Origin of the sequence: Pseudomonas sp. G(2018) (assembly GCF_005502415.1) — a bacterium.
Lineage (GTDB): Bacteria > Pseudomonadota > Gammaproteobacteria > Pseudomonadales > Pseudomonadaceae > Aquipseudomonas.
Genome location: NZ_SCOO01000001.1, coordinates 237,624 through 259,419 on the forward strand (window position 1 = coordinate 237,624; position 21,796 = coordinate 259,419).

The window sequence follows — 21,796 nt, forward strand, 5'->3', positions numbered from 1 at the left end:
ATCGACGAATCAATAAATCCAATAGTGGCTCAATCGTCCGAGGTCTTGTGCTTGTATTCGCACAAGTCTTCGATGCGGCAACTGCCGCACCGGGGCTTGCGGGCCAGGCAAACGTAGCGACCGTGAAGGATCAACCAGTGGTGGGAGTCGAGCAGGTACTCCTTGGGCACGAACTTCATTAGTTTTTTCTCGACTTCGACCACATTCTTGCCGGGCGCAATGCCGGTGCGGTTGCTGACCCGGAAAATATGGGTATCCACGGCCATGGTCAGCTGGCGAAATGCAGTATTGAGTACAACGTTGGCGGTTTTGCGGCCCACGCCCGGCAGGGCTTCCAATTCTTCACGAGTCTGTGGCACTTCCCCCGCATGACGTTCCACCAGCAAGCGACAGGTCTCGATCACGTTTTTCGCTTTGCTGTTGAACAGCCCGATGGTCTTGATGTATTCCGACAGCCCCTCGACGCCCAAGGCATGGATTGCAGCGGGGGTATTGGCTACCGGGAACAGTTTTGCCGTGGCCTTGTTGACGCCGACATCGGTTGATTGCGCCGAAAGAATCACCGCAATCAGCAATTCAAACGGTGAGGAATAGGCCAGTTCGGTCTTCGGTTCCGGGTTGTCTTCATGCAGCCTGCGGAAAATTTCCAGACGTTTTGCGGCATTCATGGGCAGTGCGATTCCTCGAAAGCGATCAATGTGAAGGTGTCGGGCGCTGCCAGGCCTGCCATGCGGCGACCAGCAACCCCAGCAAAATGAAGCCACCAGGGGCCAGTGTGGCCAGGCGCAAGCCTCCGTCGGCGGTCAGCACCCACCCGCGCCAATCCGTTTGCGTCGCAACAAGCAGCCACGGTAAATGATTACCGAGCGTCCCGTTACCGATGAGTTCACGTAGCAGGCCGAGGCCCACCATCAATGCGCCGAACAGGCTGTACAGGCGCAGGCGATCGCGCCGGCTGCTCTGGAAGAATCCAGTGTGGTCCAGCACGACACATTGCAAGGCGATTAACGCTGAATAGATGCCCACCTGTTGATGCCATTGCAGCGACCAGATTTGCGCCCCGAGTTCCGCGCAACTGGTCAGCGTTGTGGCGAGCAGCACGCTTGCCGGCAAATGCGTCGACGCAAGCAAGCGCGAGCGCAATGCATTCATGCCCAGTCCAAAAACACTGATCACCACGATGAACATCAGCCACAGGCCAAGCGCGCTCACCAATGAGCCGGTGGCGCCGATAAGCGGCGCGAGCATCAATGAATGCTGTAACAGCGGTGATTTACTCATGGGAAGGGCTCCCAAGCAGTTGTTGTCGGTGCTCATCGAAGTAGCGCAGCGCGTCATGGGTGGCGTTTATCACCGCTCTCGAAGTAATTGTCGCGCCTGCAATCTGGTCGAATTGCCCTTGATCCTTTTTCAAGGCCCAGCCGTTGTCGACCGGATCGGTTCGGGACTTGCCGGAAAACATTTGAAGCCAGGCATTGGGCCAGTCGGCAATCCGCGCGCCGAGCCCCGGTGTTTCCACTTGCTTGAGGGTTTTGATGCCAATCAACCTGCCGTTAGCGTCGATGGCGATCAGCAGCTCGATAGCGCCTGCGTAACCCAGGGTCTGGCTGCGCAGCAGCACGGCATACGCCTGACCAGCCTTGGTCGCCTGGTAACCCGCCAGCAGTGTGCTGTTGCCCAGTGCTGTGTTTTCAAGCGTGAGCGGTTGATCCAGCGGCTGATTGTCGTAGCTGCCGGGCGGTAGCAGGTCCAGCAGGTTACGACTGTCGATCAGGCGTTGCTCCGCCGCGATCCGTGGCTCGCTGCTGTGCTGCACGAGCCAGGTCAGGCCGACTCCGAGGACGGCCAGTAATATCAGGACGGCAACGCTCGAAGCCCGGTTCATGATGCAGTCCGCTGCTGTCTGGCCGCGACAAACCGATCCAGCGCCGGCACACAGAGGTTCATCAACAGCACCGCAAAAGCCACGCCGTCCGGGTAGCCGCCCCACGTACGAATCAGATACGTCAGCAGCCCGACACCAATGCCGAACAGCAGTCGTGCGCCGGGGCTTTTGGCGCCGGACACCGGTTCTGTAACGATAAAGAACGCTCCCAGCATGCTGGCGCCGGTCAGCAGATGAAACAGCGGTGAGCCATGGGAATCGGAGCCCGAGCCGTTCCAGAACAATAGACTGATGATAAACAGGCTGGTGAGCATGCCGACCGGCGCATGCCAGCTGAACACGCGTCGTTGCAGCAGAAACGCGCCACCCGCGAGAAAGGCCAGGTTCACCCATTCCACACCGCGACCACCGAAATGGCCAAACGCCGGATTGGCCGAGAACAGTTCGTCCATGGTGAGGTTTTTATTGATCCGCAGGCTGTCCAGTGCCGTGGCCCCAACCCACGCATCCGGGGTTGGACCGAAACCGAACACTTGCTGTAAGCCGCCCGACAGATTCAGGCCGTGGGACGCGGGCCAGTGGGTCATCTGTTGCGGAAAAGCCACCATCACCAGGGCGAAACCGAGCATCGCCGGGTTGAACGGATTGCTTCCGACACCGCCATACAGGTGTTTACCGAACACCATGGCAAACGCGGCAGCACTGACCGTGAGCCACCACGGGCAATAGGGTGGCAAGGCCAGGGCCAACAGGGTTGCACTGACGAGGGCGCTGCCATCGCTCAAGGTCGGCTTGAGGGGGCGCTTGCGCAATTGCAGTACCGTCGCTTCAGCGGCCAGCGCACTGGTGCTTGCCAGCATCAGATTGATCAATACCCCCCAGCCGTATAGCCAGAACAACGCCAGCATCCCTGGCAACGTAGCCAGTAGAACCAGTTTCATGGCCTGCTGCAGGCGTTCGTCGACCGATTCAAGGGGTTGCATAGGCATCCACCTGGCGTTCGGCTTCACTGACTGCACGTTCCAGGGCTTCGATCTGCTCAGCGGGCGTTTCGGCGGCTTGGGCTTTTTTGAGTTCCGCGCGGCGCATGGCCAACTGGATCTTCGCCCGATTCAGGTCGGCATTCTTCGGTGGAGTAGCAACCGTAGCGGGCGTCGGGGACGGCGGTGCTGCGTTTTCCAGTTGTGCCAAGGCTTGCTCGGCGGCTTCGAATTGCTGTTGCAAAACGATCAACTGCGACTGCTGTTCGAAGGTCGGCGGATGGCCAAAAGCCTTGAGTGATTTGGTCAGTTGCGCCCGACTCATTGCCAGATCGATCTTGGCTTTCTTCAGCGCCGCATCGGCATTGGCGGCCTTCTGTGCGCGGACGCGTTCGAGGGCGGCTTGCACCGGGTCAAGCGTCACTTGCGCGGGTTGGGCGGCGCGTTGCGCACGGGCTTGGCGCTCGGCGGCCTTTTGTTGTTCTTCGTGCTGCAAACGGGCGTTGCGCTGCTCGAAACGGCGCCGTGCATGATTACGTTTGGCGGCGCGAGCCCGTTGTTCTTCCAGACTGAACGCCAGGCCACCGACAATCGGCAGCACGGAGGTCATCGGCAACGGATGCATTTCGATGCAGTCCACAGGGCATGGTGCCACGCAGAGGTCGCAACCGGTGCATTCGTCGATAATCACCGTGTGCATCAGCTTGGCCGCGCCGACGATGGCGTCTACCGGGCAGGCCTGGATGCATTTGGTGCAACCGATGCATTCGGCTTCGCGGATGTAGGCAATCTGTGCCGGGGCGGATCCACGGCTGAGATCCAGCTCCAGCACCGGCACGTTCAGCAGTTCGGCCAGGGCGTTGATGGTTTCGTTGCCGCCCGGTGGACACTTGTTGATCGGCTCGCCGTTGGCGATGCCTTCAGCGTAGGGCTTGCATCCGGGATGGCCGCACTTGCCACATTGGGTCTGCGGCAAGAGGGCGTCGATGCGTTGAATCAGACTCATGTTTTGATCAGTCCGCTGAATCCGAGAAAGGCCACTGCGATCAGGCCGGCGCCGATCAGGTCGATCGGCAAGCCGCGAAAGGGCAGGGGAACATCGTTATCGAGTGTGCGTTGACGCAGGTCGTTGAACAGACTCAGCACCAGCCAGAACCCCAGCCCGCCGCCCAGGCTCAGGGCTGCTGCGGCGAAAAATCCTTTGTCATCCTGAATGCCGAGAAGCGCCACCCCGAGCACGCCGGCGTTGCCCAACAGTAACGGCCAGAGACCTTCAAACGACAGCGTCGAAAAAAACCGGGACAAGCCCTTCAGCAGAGGACCGATCAGCAGCACGCTCAGGGGCAGGAATACGAACAGACGCAGCGACGTCAATTCCAGCGGGAGGAGCAGCCAATGATAGAGCGCATAACCGAGCAGGCCGACAATCAGCATCAGGCAGGTCGTCGCCAAGCCCAGGGCATGGACTTGCCGACGTTCGCTGCCCAGCAGCGGATCGACACCCAGCGGCCAATGCAACACGAGGTTGTTGATCAGGGCGGTGCTGATAAGCGTGAGCAGTGTTTCGGTCATGATCGTGCCGGCAAGGACGGAGTTGTTTAACACCGCTGTCTAGAAAAGCTTAGGCATTATCCGGCAAGGGCGGAGGGTGGGCCAGACATGAAAATCCCACAGGCGCGCCAGGCACGACTGTGGGATCGGTTTGCTGCCGTGCCTTACTTGATCCGCTGACCAGGCTTGGCGCCGCTGTCAGGGCTCAGCAGATAGATTTCTTCACCGCCAGGACCGGCCGCCATCACCATGCCCTCGGAGATGCCGAATTTCATTTTGCGAGGCTTGAGGTTGGCGATCATCATGGTCAGACGACCATTGAGCTTGGACGGGTCCGGGTAGGCGCTCTTGATCCCTGAGAACACGTTGCGCTGTTCGTCACCGATGTCGAGCGTCAGGCGCAACAGCTTGTCGGCGCCTTCCACAGCTTCGGCCTTCACGATCAGGGCAACGCGCAGGTCGACCGCAGCGAAGGTGTCGAATTCGATTTCCGGGGACAACGGATCCTTGGCCAGTTCGCCGTTGCCAGCGGTTGCAGCTTCGCCGGTATCGGTCTGGCTGGCGGTCAGGTCTTCTTTCGAAGCGTCGGTCATGGCCTGCACTTTAACCGGGTCGATACGGGTCATCAGCGGCTTGAACTCGTTCAGCTGATGGTTGGCAAGCCAGATCGTATGATCGTTCCAGGTCAATGGCGCGACGTTCAGGAATGCCTCGGCATCGGCAGCCAGAAGCGGCAGCACCGGCTTGAGGAAGATGACCAGCTGGCGGAACAGGTTGACGCCGGTGGCGCAGATGGCCTGGACTTCATCCTGCTTGCCTTCCTGTTTGTTCAGCGACCACGGTGCCTTGTCGGCGATCCAGGCGTTGGCGCGGTCGGCCAGGGCCATGATCTCGCGCATGGCGCGGGCAAAGTCGCGGGCCTCGTAGGCATCGGCGATGCCAGGCGCGGCGGCCAGGAAGGCTTCGGTCAGCTCCGGCGCGGCGTTGGTGTCGACCATGACGCCGGCATTGCCCTTGTGGATGAAACCGGCGCAACGGCTGGCGATGTTGACGACTTTGCCGACCAGGTCGGAATTGACCTTCTGCACGAAGTCTTCGAGGTTCAGGTCGAGGTCGTCGACGCCACGGCTCAGTTTGGCCGCGTAGTAGTAGCGCAGGTATTCCGGCGACAGATGATCCAGGTAGGTCCGTGCCTTGATGAAGGTGCCACGGGACTTGGACATTTTCTGGCCGTTGACGGTCAGGTAGCCGTGCACGTTGATGCCGGTCGGCTTGCGGTAGCCCGCGCCCTCGAGCATGGCTGGCCAGAACAGGGCGTGGAAGTTGACGATGTCCTTGCCGATGAAATGGTACAGCTCGGCGGTGGAGTCCTTGCCCCAGAACGCGTCGAAGTCCAGCTCCGGCGTACGGTTGCAGAGGTTCTTGAAGCTCGCCATGTAGCCGATCGGCGCATCCAGCCACACGTAGAAGTACTTGCCCGGCTCGTCTGGAATTTCAAAGCCGAAGTACGGCGCATCGCGGGAGATGTCCCACTGTTGCAGGCCGGCATCCAGCCATTCGGCGATTTTGTTGGCGACGGCGTCTTGCAGGGTGCCGCTGCGGGTCCAGGTCTGCAACATTTCCTGGAAGTCCGGCAACTTGAAGAAGAAGTGCTGGGAATCCTTGAGTACCGGGGTGGCGCCGGAGATCGCCGACTTGGGATCTTTCAGGTCGGTCGGTGCGTAGGTCGCGCCGCATTTTTCGCAGTTGTCGCCGTACTGGTCTTCCGTGCCGCATTTCGGGCAGGTGCCCTTGATGAAGCGGTCGGCCAGGAACATTTTCTTTTCCGGGTCGAAATACTGCGTGATCGAACGCGTGGCGATGTGCCCGGCGTCGCGCAGCTTCAGGTAGATCTGGCTCGACAGCTCACGGTTTTCTTCGGCGTGAGTGGAGTGGAAGTTATCGAAGTCCACCAGGAACTCGGCAAAGTCGGCGCTGTGTTCAGCCTGGACGTTGGCGATCAGTTGTTCCGGGGTGATGCCTTCCTTTTCCGCGCGCAGCATGATCGCCGAACCGTGGGCGTCGTCGGCGCAGACATAAATGCATTGATTGCCGCGGTGCTTCTGGAAGCGCACCCACATATCGGTCTGGATGTATTCCAGCATATGGCCGAGGTGAATCGAACCATTGGCATAGGGCAGGGCGCTGGTGACGAGGATCTTGCGTGGCTCGGACATGGGGCTCGGCTACTTGATGAAACGGAGGTCGGCCACTATAAAGCGCCGGCGCATATTTTTCACCTTTGTGGCTGTTTCCTCCGATGATCAAACCGGTTATGCCTGCAAAAGATCGCAGCCATCCCGCCCAACGATCAGAACAGGTACGATACCCGTCATCTTTTCCAGTCCCGTTTTCGGAGTTGCCCATGAGCGCCGTCAATCGCGCAGCGGTGGAAGCCGTCCTTCGCCAATACACCGACCCTTACCTGAACCAGGACCCGGTCAGCGCCGGGTGCGTGCGCAGCATCGACATTCAGGGGGACCGCGTCAGCGTTCAGCTTGAACTGGGCTATGCCGCCGGCCTGTTCAAGAGCGGCTGGGCACAGCTGTTGCAAATGGCCATCGAAGGCCTGGACGGCGTGACAACTGCCCGCGTTGATATCACCAGTGTGATTGCCGCGCACAAGGCTCAGGCGCAGATTCCGGGACTGGCCAACGTCAAGAACGTGGTGGCCGTGGCATCGGGCAAGGGCGGCGTGGGCAAGTCCACCACCGCGGCCAACCTGGCCCTGGCCCTGGCCCGCGAAGGTGCCAAGGTCGGCATTCTCGATGCGGACATCTACGGTCCGAGCCAGGGCATTATGTTCGGCATACCGGAGCGCACCCGTCCCGAGGTCAAGGATCAGAAATGGTTCGTTCCGCTCAAGTCCCATGGCGTGGAAGTGATGTCCATGGCCTTCCTCACCGACGACAACACGCCGATGGTCTGGCGCGGTCCGATGGTCTCAGGCGCCTTGTTGCAACTGGTGACCCAAACAGCGTGGGGCGACCTGGATTACCTGGTCATCGACATGCCGCCGGGTACAGGTGACATCCAACTGACCCTGGCACAGAAAGTCCCGGTGGCCGGTGCCGTCATTGTCACCACACCGCAGGACCTGGCCTTGCTCGACGCACGCAAGGGCGTGGAAATGTTCCGCAAGGTCAACATCCCGGTGCTGGGCGTGGTGGAAAACATGGCCGTGCACATCTGCTCCAACTGCGGACATGCCGAGCATCTGTTCGGTGAGGGCGGCGGCGTGAAACTGGCCAACCAGTATGGCGTCGAGTTGCTGGCATCTTTGCCACTGTCGATGGTCATCCGCGAGCAGGCCGATGGCGGCAAGCCGACGGTGGTCGCCGAGCCGGACAGCCAGATCGCCATGGTTTACCAGGAACTGGCCCGCCATGTCGGTGCGCGGATCGTATTGCAGGAAGCGGCGACGCCGGCGATGCCGAACATCACCATCAGCGACGATTGATTCACTGAAATACAGTCCCTGTGGGAGCGAGCAGGTTCGCTCCCACATTCGTTTTAGGTCGGGGGTTTAGATGCGCAACCCGCCATCCATTTCCAGAATCCGGCCGGTGTAATAGTCGTTCTCGAAAATGTACGCCGCCGAATGGGCGATCTCTTCCGGCTTGCCCATGCGCTTGAGTGGAATGCCCGAGGTCATTTTCTCCAGCGCTTCGGGTTTCATGCCCAGGGTCATTTCGGTTTCGATGAAGCCCGGTGCAATACCGGCCACGCGGATGCCGTAGCGCGCCAGTTCCTTGGCCCAGGTCACGGTTGCGGCGGCGACACCGGCCTTGGCGGCGGAGTAGTTGGTCTGGCCGACATTGCCTGCGCGGGAAATCGACGAGATATTGATGATCGTGCCGCTGTTCTTCAACTCGACCATTTTCGCCGCGACTTCACGGGTGCACAGGAACACGCCGGTCAGGTTGACGTCGATGACCGCTTGCCACTGGGACAGGCTCATTTTGGTCATCTCGCCATCCTTGACTTTGAGCAATAGCCCGTCACGCAGGATGCCGGCGTTGTTGATCAGGCCGTGGATCGCACCGAAGTCTTCGGCGACCTGGGCGACCATGTGGGTCACTTGCTCTTCATTGGCCACGTTGCACAGGTAGGCGCGGGCTTCGGCGCCCTTGGCCTTGCAAGCCGCCACGGTGTCATCGAGCTTTTCCTGGTTGAGATCCACCAGCGCAAGCTTCGCGCCCTTGGCGGCGAAATACTCGGCCATGGAACGGCCCAAACCCTGGCAACCGCCGGTGATAATGATTACTTTGTCAGTGAGTTGCATTCGCATGCCCCGGTAGCAGTTCTGAGTGGTTTCCTTGTAGAGAGCCTCTCGATCTGCGCCTGACATGGCCTGGCTGCACATGAGAACTGCCCCGATGGCGTACTGGGACTTTCACCAGTCGCCTGTCCGTTTTTCTGACGGATTCTATATAAGGAGTCATAAATTGAGCGTTGAAGTTGCCAAGCATGCCCGAGAATTGCTGCTCAAGGAATACCGCGGAGTCCTGTCGACGCTCTCCAAGGCAATGCCCGGTTTCCCGTTCGGTTCCGTGGTTCCGTACTGTCTGGACGAGCAGGGCCGGCCGTTGATCCTGATCAGCCGTATCGCCCAGCACACCCACAATTTGCAGAAAGACCCGAAGTGCTCGCTGTTCGTCGGCGAGCGTGGAGCCGAAGATGTGCAAGCTGTCGGTCGCTTGACCTACCTGGCAGAGGCGCACCAGATCGACGACGAGGCCGCCATCGAAGCCGCCGCCGAGCGTTACTACCGCTACTTCCCGGATTCGCAGAACTATCACAAGGCCCATGATTTCGATTTCTGGGTACTGCAACCGGTGCGTCACCGTTACATCGGAGGTTTTGGCGCCATTCACTGGGTCAACGACCTGACCTTGGCCAATCCCTTCGCCGGCAAGGCCGAAGTGAGCATGGTCGAGCACATGAACGCCGATCACGCCAAGGCCATTGCCCATTACGTCGACCTGGCGGGGCTGCCGAAAACCGTGCCGGCGCAAATGGTCGGGATTGATACCGAAGGCATGCACCTGCGGATCGGCCAGGGCGTCTACTGGCTGCCGTTCCAGGCTCCATGTAATACGCCGACACAAGTTCGTGAAGCCTTGGTTTTCCTGGCCCACGCCGAGCATTGGCCGAAAAATGAAGTGGCCGACGCTTGAATTCACGAAACGGCGACGTCATCTAAGGTGAACTGGCAAGGCATTCTTGCGTTGAGGAACCATTTGATGCGCCCTTTTTTGTTGCTCTTTCTGCTGTTCCCGGTGTTGGAGCTGTTCGTATTCGTCAAGGTGGCAGGGGCTATCGGGTTTTTCCCGGCCCTGCTGCTGATCATTCTCGGCTCGATGTTCGGCGTGTTCGTACTGCGGATCGCCGGCCTGGCCACGGCGCTGCGTGCCCGTGAAAGCCTGAACCGTGGCGAGCTGCCCGCCCAGACCATGCTCGAAGGCCTGATGCTGGCATTGGCCGGTGGCCTGTTGATCCTTCCGGGTTTCATCAGCGACGTGATCGGCCTGGTCATGCTGCTGCCGATCAGCCGTCGTCTGCTGGCCAATAAAATGCGCCGGCGTGCCGAGGAACAAGCGATCCGCCAACGTGCGTTCGCCGAGGACCTTCAGTCCCGTGGCGGTCCCGCGCCGCGCGAGCCGCTGAGCCGTGAGCCCAATGTGATCGAAGGCGAGTTTGAACACCGCGATACCAAGTAACGTCACAGCGACACGGCACCTTCGGGTGCCGTGTTCGTTTGCGGGGCATTGACCTGAAAATTTTTTGCTCCCCGCCCCTTGTAATAAGCTTATGCGCCCTTATGTAACGGTCACCGCAAGGTTTCTGGCAATCACGCCAGACAGACTTCCGCGTCTCGCTTGTCGAGCCGCACCCGGCACCGCCGGACTTTGTTAAACCCGCCGGGACTACACCGGCCGATGAAAACCACAATTAGGAGAGATCGACAATGAAGCTTCGTCCTCTGCATGACCGCGTCGTCATCCGTCGCAGCGAAGAAGAAAAGAAAACCGCTGGCGGTATCGTCCTGCCAGGTTCGGCTGCTGAAAAAGCCAACAGCGGCGAGATCCTCGCTGTCGGCACCGGCCGCGTACTGGAAAACGGTGAAGTGCGTGCACTGTCCGTAAAAGTGGGCGACAAGGTTGTGTTCGGTCCTTACTCCGGCAGCAACACTGTGAAAGTCGACGGCGAAGACCTGCTGGTAATGAGCGAGAACGAAATCCTCGCTGTTATCGAAGGCTGATTCCCCGCTCATTTTCCCGCTACTACAAAGTATTTAAGGAATATCGATCATGGCTGCTAAAGAAGTTAAATTCGGCGATTCCGCCCGCAAGAAAATGCTCACCGGTGTCAACGTCCTGGCTGACGCAGTAAAAGCGACCCTGGGCCCGAAAGGCCGTAACGTGATCATCGAGAAGAGCTTCGGCGCTCCGACCATCACCAAGGACGGCGTTTCCGTAGCCAAGGAAATCGAACTGGAAGACCGTTTCGAAAACATGGGCGCGCAGCTGGTCAAAGACGTTGCCTCCCGTGCCAACGATGACGCAGGCGACGGCACCACCACCGCTACCGTTCTGGCTCAATCGATCGTCAACGAAGGCCTGAAAGCCGTCGCTGCCGGCATGAACCCGATGGACCTCAAGCGCGGTATCGACAAAGCGACCATCGCGATCGTCAAAGAACTGAAAGCCCTGTCCAAGCCATGCGCTGACACCAAGGCTATCGCTCAGGTAGGTACCATCTCCGCCAACTCCGACAACTCCATCGGCGACATCATTGCCGAAGCCATGGAAAAAGTCGGTAAAGAAGGCGTGATCACCGTTGAAGAAGGCTCGGGCCTGGAAAACGAACTGTCGGTCGTTGAAGGCATGCAGTTCGACCGCGGCTACCTGTCCCCGTACTTCGTCAACAAGCCGGAGACCATGGTCGCCGAGCTGGACGGCCCGCTGATCCTGCTGGTCGACAAAAAGATCTCGAACATCCGTGAAATGCTGCCAGTGCTGGAAGCCGTTGCCAAAGCCGGCCGTCCACTGCTGATCGTGGCCGAAGACGTTGAAGGCGAAGCCCTGGCGACTCTGGTTGTGAACAACATGCGTGGCATCGTTAAAGTCGCAGCCGTCAAGGCACCAGGCTTCGGCGACCGTCGCAAGGCCATGCTGCAGGACATCGCCGTTCTGACCGGCGGTACCGTCATCTCCGAAGAGATCGGCCTGAGCCTGGAAAGCACCACCCTGGAGCACCTGGGTAACGCCAAGCGCGTGACCCTGTCCAAGGAAAACACCACTATCGTTGACGGTGCTGGCGTTCATACTGACATCGAAGGTCGTGTTGCTCAGATCCGTGCCCAGGTTGCCGAGACTTCCTCGGACTACGACCGTGAAAAACTGCAAGAGCGTCTGGCCAAGCTGTCCGGCGGCGTTGCAGTGATCAAGGTTGGCGCCGGCTCCGAAGTTGAAATGAAAGAGAAGAAAGCCCGCGTTGAAGATGCCCTGCACGCTACCCGTGCAGCCGTTGAAGAAGGCGTGGTGCCTGGCGGTGGCGTGGCCCTGATCCGTGCTTTGCAATCGCTGACCGATCTGAAAGGCGACAACGCCGATCAGGACGTAGGTATCGCTGTTCTGCGTCGTGCCATCGAAGCACCTCTGCGTCAGATCGTTGCCAACTCCGGCGACGAGCCAAGCGTGGTTGTCGACAAGGTCAAGAACGGCCAAGGCAGCTTCGGCTACAACGCTGCGACTGGCGAATACGGTGACATGATCGAAATGGGTATCCTGGACCCAACCAAGGTCACCCGTTCGGCTCTGCAAGCTGCAGCTTCCATTGGCAGTCTGATCCTGACTACCGAAGCAGCAATCGCTGATGCACCGAAAAAAGACGGCGGTGCTGGTGGCGGCATGCCAGACATGGGCGGCATGGGTGGCATGGGCGGCATGATGTAAGCCAGCCTTACCCCTGTACTAAAAAACCCGCCTGCGAAAGCAGGCGGGTTTTTTATTGCTCGTATTTTGATGGCCACTTCAATCCATTGTGGGAGCGAGCCGGCTCCCACCGTTTTAAGCTGTGTTTCATGCGTTGACCGGTTCCGTATTGGTTTGCGGCTCAGCGCTCGACATGGGCCGATAAAGAATCCAGTAATACGCCCCCAGGCAAATCAACCAGCAGAACACCGCCGTCCATACGTTGTGCGAAAAAAAGTGCGCCCCCTGCATCATCCGTCCGATGGAAAACACCGAACCCAGAGTGAAGGCGAAGACGAACGCCGCGCGGGCCAGTCGCGGACGACGGTCGCGCAAGACGAAGAACAGCGCAAACAGAGTGAAACCGGTCGCGGCGTGTCCGCCAGGCCAGCAGCGCCCGGGCTTTTCAGTGGCCGGACGTGGACTGAGCAATTCGCTGTAGGTTTCGTGACCGCCGAACTGTTCAAGACTCCACGGACATTGAACCGCCGTCACCGCTTTCATGGGGGTGACAAAGGACGTCGCCAGGCCAAGGGATAGCACCAGGCAGCCCAGTTCCCGCTTGAACGGCATGAGCCTGGCCATGAAGAACGAGCCGACAAAACCGAGAATGGCCAACACCGAGAAGGCAATGACCACTTGCTTGGCGCGGTCATGCAGGACGGTTTCCAGGAAGTAACTGTGTCGCCCGATAAAGCCTCCTGCGACCGGGTCGTAGAACAGTTTGGCCAGGTCCATGTCCAGCGAGGTCAATTCCAACAGAATCAAAAGGATTGCCGCAACGGCGGGTACGCCCAGGCACAGCCAAACGTTGAGTGGGCGGGAAGCGGGGCGGATGGAGGTCGAAACCATGGCAGTTCCTGGGTCGGTGATGTGACTGAAGAGCGCAACCGCGCGGAGTGTGAACCCGATCCTGTCGCCGGCCCGTGAACCGAAAGTGAAAAAGTCGTTAAGGCCCGGACAGGCTTTTCCACCGGGTTGAGTACTGCACGCAATCCTAGCCGTGAGCCAAACTTGGCCTTAAGCTGCGCGGGCCAAGACGGCCGTTACCGTGTACGGAGAAGGTGCCCATGCGAATTTTATTGGTTGAAGACAACCGCGATATCCTGGCCAATCTGGCCGATTATCTGGGGCTCAAAGGCTACACCGTGGATTGCGCGCAAGACGGCTTGTCGGGCCTGCACCTGGCGGCCACCGAACATTACGATTTGATCGTACTCGACATCATGCTGCCCGGGATCGACGGCTACACCTTGTGCAAACGCCTGCGCGAAGATGCCCGCCGGGATACACCGGTGATCATGCTCACCGCTCGCGATCAACTGGACGACCGGTTGCAAGGATTCAAGTCCGGTGCTGACGACTACCTGATCAAACCTTTCGCCTTGTCTGAGCTGGCGGCGCGGGTTGAAGCCGTCATGCGCCGGTCCCAGGGTGGGGGGCGCCGCACCTTGCAAGTCGGCGATCTGATCTACGACCTCGACACGCTGGAGGTCACCCGCGAAGGTCGCTTGCTCAAACTCAACCCGGTAGGCCTGAAGTTGCTGGCGGTACTGATGCAGAAAAGTCCCCATGTCTTGCGTCGCGAAATTCTCGAAGAGGCGCTGTGGGGCGATGACTGCCCGGACAGCGACAGCCTGCGCAGCCATGTCCATCAACTACGCCAGGTGATCGATAAGCCGTTCGCCAAACCGTTGCTGCACACCGTGCACGGTGTGGGCTACCGCTTGGCAGAGGGGCGTGATGGAGTTTAGACAGAGCCTCGCTCAGCGGATCATCATTGCCTTTGCGCTCATGAGCGCACTGGTGGCGGGTGCCTTTGCCATGGGCATTGTGGCGACCGTGCATCTGGTGGAAGAAAAATTGATTTCTGCAGGCTTGGGCGGTGATCTGCAGCGTCTGTTGCTGATGGATAACGTCTCGGACTGGAGCCATCGTCCAGAACCGGACCAGTTATTCTATTTCAGCGGTGGGCCGGGCGATTTTGAGCTGCCCAAGGATCTGCGGCACCTGGATTCGGGGTTTCACGAGGTGTTCCGCGAGCAGTTGTCGTATCACGCCATGGTCGAAATCGTCGACGGTCGACGCTATGTACTGTTGCAGGATCAGAGCGACTTCGAAGAGCGCGAGCGAGTACTGTTCGCCGTGGTGCTGGTGGGCTTCGTGCTCAGCCTGGCGCTGGCGGTTTTCCTCGGCTGGGTCCTGGCGCGCAAGGTCATGGCACCGGTCGTACGGCTGGCCCGGCAGGTGCGTCATCGCGACCAGTTGTTGGGGCTGGCGCCGCCTCTGGCGCCGGATTACGCGGCTGATGAAGTGGGTGAGCTGGCGGTAGCCTTCGACGCTACTCTGGGACGCCTGCGCCAGGCATTGACCCGGGAGCGGATGTTCACCAGCGACGTCAGCCACGAGTTGCGCACGCCGTTGATGGTGCTTGCCAGTTCCTGCGAGCTGCTGCTGGAAAACCCCGGTATTGATCAGCGTGGTCGCGCTCAGGTTGAGCGAATCGCTCGCGCCAGCGAAGAAATGCGCGATCTGGTGCAAACCTTCCTGATGCTGGCCCGGGCACAGCGCGAAGACGCAGGCATGTCGCCACAGCAGACGCTGGGAGAGGTGGCTGACGGGTTGATCAGTCAATGGCGTGCACCGATCGAGGCCAAAGGGCTGAAACTGATTGTCGAGCCGGGTAAGCCGTACAACACGCGTTTCAACGCGACGTTCCTGAATGCGGTCATGGGTAATCTGTTGCGTAATGCGCTGCACTACACAGAGCAGGGATTCATTCGCCTGAGCCTGTCAGACAGCGGATTCATGGTCGAGGACAGCGGTGTGGGTATTCCCGAAGAGAAGCGTGAAGCGATGTTCGAGCCTTTCGTGCGCGGCAACGAAAAGCGCGGAGAGGGCCTGGGCCTGGGACTGTCGCTGGTGCAACGAATCTGTGAAAACCAGGGTTGGAGCGTCAGCCTGACCCACATGGAACCCCATGGCTGTCGTTTTCAGGTGGAGCTGCATACGCCGCAAGAGAGCTGACGGGCTGGAAGTGGACTATCCTTATTGGCGGCATTGCCATGTAAAACCTCGAAACGATTAAGGGTTTTACATGACAATTTTTTCACAAAGGCATGACCTGACGCTGACATGGCGATGCCTAAGGTGGTCGCCATCAGAAGTACAGGAGACCCTGACGATGGCCGGTCCGATCAAACTTGATTTTTCCGAAAAATACGACGATCAACACGCGCAACAGTACCTGCTCAAACATCAGGACGGCGTCAGTCGCAAACTGTCCCATTGGCGTGACGAACAACTGGCGCGCAAGGCGCTGACGCTGGTTGGCGAGCCGGGCCTGGTACTCGATCTGCCCTGCGGTGCGGGGCGTTTCTGGCCCTTGCTGGCGGAAAAGCCCAATCGCGTGATCATCGGAGCCGACAACTCCGAGTCGATGTTGAAGATTGCCACGCAGGCGCAGCCGGCCGACGTGGTGAAGCGGGTACAACCCTTGCACACCTCTGCATTCGATATCGCCTTGCCTGATAACGCCGTCGACAGCATTTTCTGCATGCGTTTGCTCCATCACATCGGTGAAGCCGAGCATCGACGGGTCATTCTGCGTGAATTCGAGCGCGTCACCCGTGACAGCGTGATCCTCTCACTGTGGGTGGATGGCAATTTCAAGGCCTGGAAACGCAAGCGTCTCGAACGCAGGCGTGGGCAAGTCGGTTACCAAAACCGATTTGTGTTACCAGCCGCTACGGTAGAACAGGAGTTTGAAGAAGCCGGTTTCCGTATTCAGGAACGTCTGGACTTTTTACCGCTCTATGCCATGTGGCGGGTATACGTATTACGCAAGAGGTAACAGGATGGCAGTGCAGTGTGTAGCAGGATCGGACCTCGTTTCTCAGGACCGCTTCGACTATTTCTGGAATCAGCGTGGTGAATGGGTAGAAGAGCCCAATGTCCGGCGCGGAGGAGAAAGTGGTGTAGAGCGCGTCATGGGCAGTGATGGCCAGCTGCTGTATGCCAAGCGCCAGACCGGGCACACCTATCGCAGTCTGCTGCATCCGGTCGGGCGGCCGACAGTGTTGCGCGAACGTGACGCACTCATCGGTGTCGGTCAGCTCGGCGTAGGCGTCCCGGAAATCGTTTTCTGCGGTGCGCAGCGCGATCCGGTGCACAATTGGCGCGCATTGCTGGTGACCAAAGCATTGGATGGCTTCGTGGAGCTCGAACATTGGTATGCGGCTGGTGAGCGTGAGCGTCACGGTGAAGCGGTGCACGATCGGGTGTTGAAGGAGTTGGCCGACAACCTGGCGCGTATGCACAAGGGCCGTTGGCAGCACAGTTGCCTCTATACCAAGCATGTGTTCGTGCGCGTGACCGGTGAAGACGAGGCCGCCAAGGTCGAAATTGCGCTGATCGACCTGGAGAAATGCCGGCAGCGTTTGAGCGCAAGGCAAGCGGCAGTCCACGACCTGAAGCAGCTGCGTCGCCACTCGTCGTTCAGCCCTACGGACTGGGAAAAGCTCGTCTATTTTTACAAGACGGCGTATGGCAGCGCTATCAAAGGTTTATAGCAATGAAACTTGAAGTTGCGCGAGGTTTGTTTTTAGTAGGAGCCTTGGCAGTTGCTTCACTCGCGGTGGCAGCTTGGGAGCAGCCACGCACGCAAGTTCTTAGTTCAGAGAGTGGCGACCATTGCCCCCTGCCACGGGTCGCCAAGGCATCCGTGGCCACTCAGCCCGATCATGATTTATTGCTGTTCATCTTCGGACTGTCTCAAGGATTGAGGCCGCAAAGTTGAAAAAATTGAAGCCCAAATAAAAGGCCTCGCTGATGCGAGGCCTTTTTTGTTGCGCGATTTCAGGCATGTCGGAGATCAAATGTGGGAGCGAGCCTGCTCGCGAATGCGGTGTATCAGTCACTTTCATGCCGACTGTTCCAGTGCATTCGCGAGCAGGCTCGCTCCCACAGTATTATCAGTGCGATGGTTTATCGGGTTTTGCCAGCAGGGTGTACACGCATGGCAACACAAACAACGTAAACAGCGTGCCGATCGACATCCCGGTCGCAATCACCGTACCTATATCAAATCGGCTGACCGCCCCGGCACCCGTGGCAATGATCAGCGGCACCATGCCGAATACCATCGCGGCGGTCGTCATCAACACCGGACGCAGGCGAATAGCCGCTGCTTCCTCCACGGCCTCGCGTGGTGTCAGGCCCTTGTCCTTGCGCAACTGGTTGGCAAACTCGACGATCAGGATCCCGTGCTTGCTGATCAACCCGATCAGTGTCACCAATCCGACCTGGGTATAAATGTTCATGCTCGACCAGCCGAGAAACAGCGGCAACAACGCGCCGCAAATCGACAGCGGCACGGTCACCAGAATCACCAGCGGATCGCGAAAGCTTTCGAACTGCGCAGCCAGCACCAGGAAAATGATCGCCAATGCCAGGGCGAAGGTGACCCACAACGCACTGCCTTCCTGCACGTATTGCCGTGATGCGCCGGCGTAGTCGATGGCAAACCCTACAGGCGCTTCTTCCCGGGCGAACTGGCGCACGGTGTCGATGGCTTCGCCCATGCTGACCAGCGGTACCCCGGAAAGAATGGCCGAGTTGAGTTGCTGGAACTGGTTCAATTGCCGTGGGCGCGCCCGGTCGGTCACGGTAATCAGTGTCGACAGGGCCAGCAATTCACCCTGGGTATTCCTGACGTAGTAATTGTTCAGCCAGTCAGGGTTATCCCGGAAGGGTCGTTCCACCTGGGCAATGACTTTGTAGCTACGGCCTTCGATGGTAAACCGGTTGATCTCCGCTTCGCCGAGCAAGGTCGCCAGCGTTCCGCCCAGGTCCTGCATCGACACGCCCATCTGCGCAGCCTTGGCACGATCAATATCCACCACTACTTCGGGTTTGTCGAAGGCCAGGTCGACGTCGACGAAAGCGAACTTGCCGGATTCCATCGCGCGTTTTTTCACCCGGTCCACCACTTGCAGCAGCAACTCGTAATCGTTGGCGGTGTTGATGACGAACTGGAAGGGAAGACCCTCACCGGTACCCGGCAACGACGGCAGGTTGAAGCCGAAAATCTGTAGACCGGGAATGCTCTCCAGTTTGGCCTGAACGTCGGGCAGGATCTGCATCTGGGTCCGGCTGCGCTCGTTCCAGGGCTTGAGCAGGAAACCGCCGATGCCCGATTGCACGCCATTGAAGCCGTTGATCTGGAACGAGGAGTAGTACTCGGGAAACGCCTTGAAGATCGAGATGAACTCGTCGGTGTAGGTGTTCAGGTAGTCGAGGTTGGTCGGTTGCGGGGCGTTGGCTATCATGAAAATGACGCCCTGGTCCTCATCCGGTGCCAGTTCCGACTTGGTGAACTTGAGCAGTACCGGAATCAGGCACAGCACGATGACGGCAAAGACCAACACCACTGGTCGGGTGTTAAGGGTGCCGTGCAGAAGGTGTTGGTAACGACGCTTGAGGCTTTCGAAAATCAGGTCGAGACGATGGGCCAGGCCGGTGGGGTTTTCATCGTGACGCAGCAGGAAGGCGCACATCATCGGCGACAGCGTCAGGGCCACGACGCCGGAGATCACCACGGCCCCGGCCAGGGTCAGGGCGAACTCCTTGAACAGTGCCCCGGTCAGCCCCGTCAGGAATCCGATCGGCGCGTAGACCGCCGCCAGGGTGATGGTCATCGACACCACCGGCATGGCGATTTCCCGGGCGCCTTCAATGGCCGCGTCCAGCGGCGACTTGCCTTCTTCGATATGACGGTGAATGTTTTCCACGACAACAATGGCGTCGTCCACCACCAGACCAATGGCCAGCACCATCGCCAGCAGCGTCAGCAGATTGATCGAATACCCCATCATCTGCATGAAGAACATCACGCCGATCATCGACAGCGGGATAGTGACGACCGGGATCACCACCGACCGCAGCGCACCAAGGAACAGGAACACTACGACGATCACGATCAACACCGCTTCGAACAGGGTTTTCACCACTTCATCGATCGAGGCCTGGATGAACAGTGTGGCGTCGTAGGCGATTTCACCCTTGAGGTTCGGCGGCAGTTGGGCCTCAAGATCCGGCATGATCTTGCGCACTTCCTTGATCACGTCCAGCGGGTTGGCGCCCGGCGTGGCCTTGATGCCGATGTACACCGAGGGCGTGCCGCCGAAGGAACTGATGGTGTCGTAGTTTTCCGCGCCCATCTCCACCCGTGCGACATCACGCAACAGTACGCGACTGTCGCCATCGACCTTGAGCGGGATCGCCGCGAAAGCTTCCGCGGACTTGAGCTCGGTACTGGCGTTGATACTGGTGACCACATACTCGCCTTTCACTTCGCCGGCGGCGGAGAGAAAGTTGTATTGGCGTACCGCGTTGGTCACGTCGCTGGCACTCAGGCCGAAACCGGCAAGCTTCACCGGGTCCAGCCACAGGCGCATCGCAAATACCTGGTTGCCGAGAATCTCGGCTTCGGCCATGCCCGGCAGGGTCGCCAGTTTCGGCTGGATCACCCGCGACAGGTAGTCGGTGATCTGCGGGTTGCTCAATTCCTTGCTGAAAAAACTGATGTACATCAGCGCCGAGGCGTCGGCAGCTTCCTTGCTCAGGACCGGGTCTTCCGCGTCCTGAGGCAACTGGTTCTTGACCTCGTTGGCCTTGGCCAACAGTTCGGTGAACAGGCGATCGCTATTGGCGCCGATACGTGCGTAGATCGAAATCACCGAGAAATTCTGGCGACTGACCGAGGTCATGTAATCGATGCCCTCGGCGCTGGCCAGGCTCTGTTGCATCGGTTGGGTGATGTAGCCCTGGATGGTTTCGGCGTTGGCCCCCGGGTACGCGGTGGTCACCGTGATCAGGGCGTTTTCCATTTGTGGATACTGGCGCAGCGGCAACTTGCTCCAGGCCTGGAAGCCCAGCAGCACAATCAGCAGGCTGACCACGGTGGCGAGTACCGGGCGACGAATGAACGGATCAGTAAAAGCCATCAGGGGTTCCTTGATCCGTCAGCGCGGGGTTGGCCGTTTTTCTCGGCCAGGGTCTTGTCGTCGCTGATGGTAATGTGTGCACCGTTGTCCAGCTTGATCTGGCCGGCGGTCACCACCGTTTCACCGTTCTGCACGCCTTTGGTGATCATCACCATGCCATCACGACGTTCGCCGGTTTCCACGAAGCGCCGTTCGGCGATCAGGACAGGCTGGCCCTTGTCGTCTTTTTCCACGCTGCCGTCTTCGGCTTTTTTCTGGGCAGCGACATAGACCGAGTTGCCATAGAGCGTGTAGGTGATCGCGCTTTCAGGCACGACGATGCGTGGCTGCGGATCGGGCAAAATGACCTGCAGGCTGGCGAACATCCCTGGCAGCAGCTTGCCGTCGGGGTTGGCCAGGGTTGCACGGACCTGCACGTTGCGCGTGCTGTTCTCGACTTTCGGGTTGATCGCACTGATGGTGCCGGGGAACGCCTCCGTCGGAAAAGCCGCCACTATGATCTGCACCGGCTGGCCGACGGCAATCTTCGGCACGGACTGTTCAGGTACGAAAAAGTCGACGTACAGACTGCTGAGGTCCTGGAGGGTGGCAATCATGGTGCCGGTGGCCACGTAGTCGCCGACGTCCACCTGACGAATGCCGATGGTGCCGCTGAAGGGTGCGAGAATGCTTTTCTTGCCGAGCGCAGCCTTGAGTTGATTGACCGTCGCCTTACTCTTTTTCAGTACCGCCGAGAGTCGATCGAACTCACCCTTGGAAATGGCCTGGCTGCCCACCAGTTGACTGCCACGGCTGTAATCCACCTGGGCCAGTCCGAGGTCGGCCAGGGCGGTTTCGAGCAAGGCACTTTCAACGGCGCTGTCGAGCCGGACGATGGGTTGGCCGGCCTTGACCTTCTGCCCTGACTCGAACTGCACATCGATGACGGTGCCGTCGGTCTCCAGGCTCAGGTCCACGCCTTGCAGCGCCTTGAGGGTGCCTACGGTGGGCAGGCGAGCTTGCCAGGGCCGTTCGGTAGCCGTGGCCACGGCGACGCTGATGGGCGGCTTCGGCGCGGAGAAGCCTTGGATCATCGTGTAGATGGAGAAGGCTTTATACCCGGCCAGCACCAGCACGATCAGCAGAACAACACCCAACATGATCAGCATGCGGCGACGCAGCATATTTCCAGTTCCTTGGAGTAAATCAGGTGAGACAGGGGGGAACATTACCGCGAGTGGGAAAGGGAATCCAACTGGCACTTGTTACAGGCAGGTGCAAATCCTGCAGGAGCGAAGCTTGCTCGCGAAGGCGGTATGTCAAGGCACATCGCACTTGAATGTGCCGCCGCCTTCGCGAGCAAGCTTCGCTCCTACA

21 protein-coding genes are annotated in these 21,796 nt (G+C 59.3%); 10 read left to right on the top strand and 11 right to left on the bottom strand.

Annotated elements, in window-relative coordinates:
* Window positions 1-29 precede the first annotated feature (29 nt).
* The 7 genes from nth to metG all read right to left on the bottom strand — a co-directional run bounded on the left by nth (window position 30) and on the right by metG (window position 6,632).
* Window positions 30-668 (bottom strand): endonuclease III, encoded by a 639-nt coding sequence (gene nth / locus FFS64_RS01130; RefSeq protein WP_034149025.1) that lies wholly within the window; start codon window positions 666-668, stop codon window positions 30-32.
* A gap of 25 nt (window positions 669-693) precedes the next feature.
* Window positions 694-1,281: an Rnf-Nqr domain containing protein gene (locus tag FFS64_RS01135; RefSeq protein ID WP_137803877.1), complete on the bottom strand. Its 588-nt coding sequence runs from the start codon at window positions 1,279-1,281 to the stop codon at window positions 694-696.
* A complete protein-coding gene (locus FFS64_RS01140; protein WP_137803878.1) occupies window positions 1,274-1,885 on the bottom strand; it encodes an RnfABCDGE type electron transport complex subunit G in 612 nt (203 codons plus the stop codon). Before FFS64_RS01140 ends, FFS64_RS01135 begins: the two co-directional genes overlap by 8 nt.
* Window positions 1,882-2,868 carry an RnfABCDGE type electron transport complex subunit D gene (locus tag FFS64_RS01145; protein WP_137803879.1) on the bottom strand — a complete coding sequence of 329 codons (987 nt, stop codon included), beginning with the start codon at window positions 2,866-2,868 and terminating at the stop codon, window positions 1,882-1,884. The genes FFS64_RS01140 and FFS64_RS01145 overlap by 4 nt, the downstream gene beginning before the upstream one ends.
* A complete protein-coding gene (gene rsxB / locus FFS64_RS01150; RefSeq protein WP_137803880.1) occupies window positions 2,855-3,871 on the bottom strand; it encodes an electron transport complex subunit RsxB in 1,017 nt (338 codons plus the stop codon). The genes FFS64_RS01145 and rsxB overlap by 14 nt, the downstream gene beginning before the upstream one ends.
* Window positions 3,868-4,437, bottom strand: coding sequence for an Rnf-Nqr domain containing protein (locus tag FFS64_RS01155; RefSeq protein WP_137803881.1), 570 nt, complete (start codon window positions 4,435-4,437; stop codon window positions 3,868-3,870). Before FFS64_RS01155 ends, rsxB begins: the two co-directional genes overlap by 4 nt.
* Window positions 4,438-4,580: 143 nt before the next feature.
* Window positions 4,581-6,632, bottom strand: a complete 2,052-nt coding sequence (gene metG / locus FFS64_RS01160) for a methionine--tRNA ligase (RefSeq protein WP_137803882.1) — start codon at window positions 6,630-6,632, stop codon at window positions 4,581-4,583.
* 188 nt (window positions 6,633-6,820) lie between these two features.
* Here metG and apbC point away from each other — a divergent pair, with 188 nt between their 5' ends.
* Window positions 6,821-7,915, top strand: coding sequence for an iron-sulfur cluster carrier protein ApbC (gene apbC, locus FFS64_RS01165; RefSeq protein WP_137803883.1), 1,095 nt, complete (start codon window positions 6,821-6,823; stop codon window positions 7,913-7,915).
* Window positions 7,916-7,981: 66 nt separating this feature from the next.
* Here the strand turns inward: apbC and FFS64_RS01170 are convergent, their stop codons facing one another.
* A complete protein-coding gene (locus tag FFS64_RS01170) occupies window positions 7,982-8,740 on the bottom strand; it encodes an SDR family oxidoreductase (protein WP_137803884.1) in 759 nt (252 codons plus the stop codon).
* 163 nt (window positions 8,741-8,903) lie between these two features.
* Here FFS64_RS01170 and FFS64_RS01175 point away from each other — a divergent pair, with 163 nt between their 5' ends.
* The 4 genes from FFS64_RS01175 to groL all read left to right on the top strand — a co-directional run bounded on the left by FFS64_RS01175 (window position 8,904) and on the right by groL (window position 12,416).
* Entirely contained in the window at window positions 8,904-9,635 is a 732-nt protein-coding gene (locus FFS64_RS01175; protein ID WP_137803885.1) for a HugZ family protein, read from the top strand.
* Between the two features lie 66 nt (window positions 9,636-9,701).
* The gene (locus tag FFS64_RS01180) at window positions 9,702-10,178 is read left to right on the top strand and encodes an FxsA family protein (protein WP_137803886.1); all 477 of its coding nucleotides are present in this window, start codon (window positions 9,702-9,704) and stop codon (window positions 10,176-10,178) included.
* 248 nt (window positions 10,179-10,426) lie between these two features.
* Entirely contained in the window at window positions 10,427-10,720 is a 294-nt protein-coding gene (locus tag FFS64_RS01185; protein WP_007985847.1) for a co-chaperone GroES, read from the top strand.
* 49 nt (window positions 10,721-10,769) lie between these two features.
* A complete protein-coding gene (gene groL / locus FFS64_RS01190) occupies window positions 10,770-12,416 on the top strand; it encodes a chaperonin GroEL (protein WP_137803887.1) in 1,647 nt (548 codons plus the stop codon).
* A 126-nt stretch (window positions 12,417-12,542) separates the two neighbouring features.
* On the opposite strand, the gene FFS64_RS01195 is transcribed toward groL, so the two are convergent.
* Window positions 12,543-13,286, bottom strand: coding sequence for a phosphatase PAP2 family protein (locus tag FFS64_RS01195; RefSeq protein WP_137803888.1), 744 nt, complete (start codon window positions 13,284-13,286; stop codon window positions 12,543-12,545).
* 218 nt (window positions 13,287-13,504) lie between these two features.
* Here FFS64_RS01195 and colR point away from each other — a divergent pair, with 218 nt between their 5' ends.
* From colR to FFS64_RS01220, 5 genes are all read left to right on the top strand, one after another.
* Window positions 13,505-14,188, top strand: coding sequence for a two-component system response regulator ColR (gene colR, locus FFS64_RS01200; protein ID WP_095193097.1), 684 nt, complete (start codon window positions 13,505-13,507; stop codon window positions 14,186-14,188).
* Window positions 14,178-15,461, top strand: coding sequence for a HAMP domain-containing sensor histidine kinase (locus FFS64_RS01205; RefSeq protein WP_137803889.1), 1,284 nt, complete (start codon window positions 14,178-14,180; stop codon window positions 15,459-15,461). The genes colR and FFS64_RS01205 overlap by 11 nt, the downstream gene beginning before the upstream one ends.
* Window positions 15,462-15,618: 157 nt before the next feature.
* On the top strand, window positions 15,619-16,287 hold the full coding sequence (locus FFS64_RS01210) for a class I SAM-dependent methyltransferase (RefSeq protein ID WP_137803890.1): 669 nt from the start codon (window positions 15,619-15,621) through the stop codon (window positions 16,285-16,287).
* Window positions 16,288-16,291: 4 nt separating this feature from the next.
* Window positions 16,292-17,005 carry a lipopolysaccharide kinase InaA family protein gene (locus FFS64_RS01215; protein ID WP_137803891.1) on the top strand — a complete coding sequence of 238 codons (714 nt, stop codon included), beginning with the start codon at window positions 16,292-16,294 and terminating at the stop codon, window positions 17,003-17,005.
* 2 nt (window positions 17,006-17,007) lie between these two features.
* A complete protein-coding gene (locus FFS64_RS01220) occupies window positions 17,008-17,232 on the top strand; it encodes a hypothetical protein (protein WP_137803892.1) in 225 nt (74 codons plus the stop codon).
* Window positions 17,233-17,407: 175 nt separating this feature from the next.
* Here FFS64_RS01220 and FFS64_RS01225 read toward each other — a convergent pair whose 3' ends face one another.
* Both FFS64_RS01225 and FFS64_RS01230 read right to left on the bottom strand, forming a co-directional pair.
* Entirely contained in the window at window positions 17,408-20,440 is a 3,033-nt protein-coding gene (locus tag FFS64_RS01225) for a multidrug efflux RND transporter permease subunit (protein WP_137803893.1), read from the bottom strand.
* On the bottom strand, window positions 20,440-21,603 hold the full coding sequence (locus FFS64_RS01230) for an efflux RND transporter periplasmic adaptor subunit (protein ID WP_137803894.1): 1,164 nt from the start codon (window positions 21,601-21,603) through the stop codon (window positions 20,440-20,442). The genes FFS64_RS01225 and FFS64_RS01230 overlap by 1 nt, the downstream gene beginning before the upstream one ends.
* Window positions 21,604-21,796 lie beyond the last annotated feature (193 nt).

What these genes read in the sequence shown, in the direction of transcription:
- metG (WP_137803882.1), bottom strand. Translation starts at nt 6,632, where the DNA reads ATGTCCGAGCCACGCAAGATCCTCGTCACCAGCGCCCTGCCCTATGCC.
- apbC (WP_137803883.1), top strand. Translation starts at nt 6,821, where the DNA reads ATGAGCGCCGTCAATCGCGCAGCGGTGGAAGCCGTCCTTCGCCAATAC.
- FFS64_RS01185 (WP_007985847.1), top strand. Translation starts at nt 10,427, where the DNA reads ATGAAGCTTCGTCCTCTGCATGACCGCGTCGTCATCCGTCGCAGCGAA.
- groL (WP_137803887.1), top strand. Translation starts at nt 10,770, where the DNA reads ATGGCTGCTAAAGAAGTTAAATTCGGCGATTCCGCCCGCAAGAAAATG.
- FFS64_RS01210 (WP_137803890.1), top strand. Translation starts at nt 15,619, where the DNA reads ATGGCCGGTCCGATCAAACTTGATTTTTCCGAAAAATACGACGATCAA.
- nth (WP_034149025.1), bottom strand. Translation starts at nt 668, where the DNA reads ATGAATGCCGCAAAACGTCTGGAAATTTTCCGCAGGCTGCATGAAGAC.
- colR (WP_095193097.1), top strand. Translation starts at nt 13,505, where the DNA reads ATGCGAATTTTATTGGTTGAAGACAACCGCGATATCCTGGCCAATCTG.
- FFS64_RS01230 (WP_137803894.1), bottom strand. Translation starts at nt 21,603, where the DNA reads ATGCTGCGTCGCCGCATGCTGATCATGTTGGGTGTTGTTCTGCTGATC.
- rsxB (WP_137803880.1), bottom strand. Translation starts at nt 3,871, where the DNA reads ATGAGTCTGATTCAACGCATCGACGCCCTCTTGCCGCAGACCCAATGT.
- FFS64_RS01215 (WP_137803891.1), top strand. Translation starts at nt 16,292, where the DNA reads ATGGCAGTGCAGTGTGTAGCAGGATCGGACCTCGTTTCTCAGGACCGC.
- FFS64_RS01225 (WP_137803893.1), bottom strand. Translation starts at nt 20,440, where the DNA reads ATGGCTTTTACTGATCCGTTCATTCGTCGCCCGGTACTCGCCACCGTG.
- FFS64_RS01170 (WP_137803884.1), bottom strand. Translation starts at nt 8,740, where the DNA reads ATGCAACTCACTGACAAAGTAATCATTATCACCGGCGGTTGCCAGGGT.
- FFS64_RS01195 (WP_137803888.1), bottom strand. Translation starts at nt 13,286, where the DNA reads ATGGTTTCGACCTCCATCCGCCCCGCTTCCCGCCCACTCAACGTTTGG.
- FFS64_RS01140 (WP_137803878.1), bottom strand. Translation starts at nt 1,885, where the DNA reads ATGAACCGGGCTTCGAGCGTTGCCGTCCTGATATTACTGGCCGTCCTC.
- FFS64_RS01205 (WP_137803889.1), top strand. Translation starts at nt 14,178, where the DNA reads ATGGAGTTTAGACAGAGCCTCGCTCAGCGGATCATCATTGCCTTTGCG.
- FFS64_RS01180 (WP_137803886.1), top strand. Translation starts at nt 9,702, where the DNA reads ATGCGCCCTTTTTTGTTGCTCTTTCTGCTGTTCCCGGTGTTGGAGCTG.
- FFS64_RS01155 (WP_137803881.1), bottom strand. Translation starts at nt 4,437, where the DNA reads ATGACCGAAACACTGCTCACGCTTATCAGCACCGCCCTGATCAACAAC.
- FFS64_RS01145 (WP_137803879.1), bottom strand. Translation starts at nt 2,868, where the DNA reads ATGCAACCCCTTGAATCGGTCGACGAACGCCTGCAGCAGGCCATGAAA.
- FFS64_RS01135 (WP_137803877.1), bottom strand. Translation starts at nt 1,281, where the DNA reads ATGAGTAAATCACCGCTGTTACAGCATTCATTGATGCTCGCGCCGCTT.
- FFS64_RS01220 (WP_137803892.1), top strand. Translation starts at nt 17,008, where the DNA reads ATGAAACTTGAAGTTGCGCGAGGTTTGTTTTTAGTAGGAGCCTTGGCA.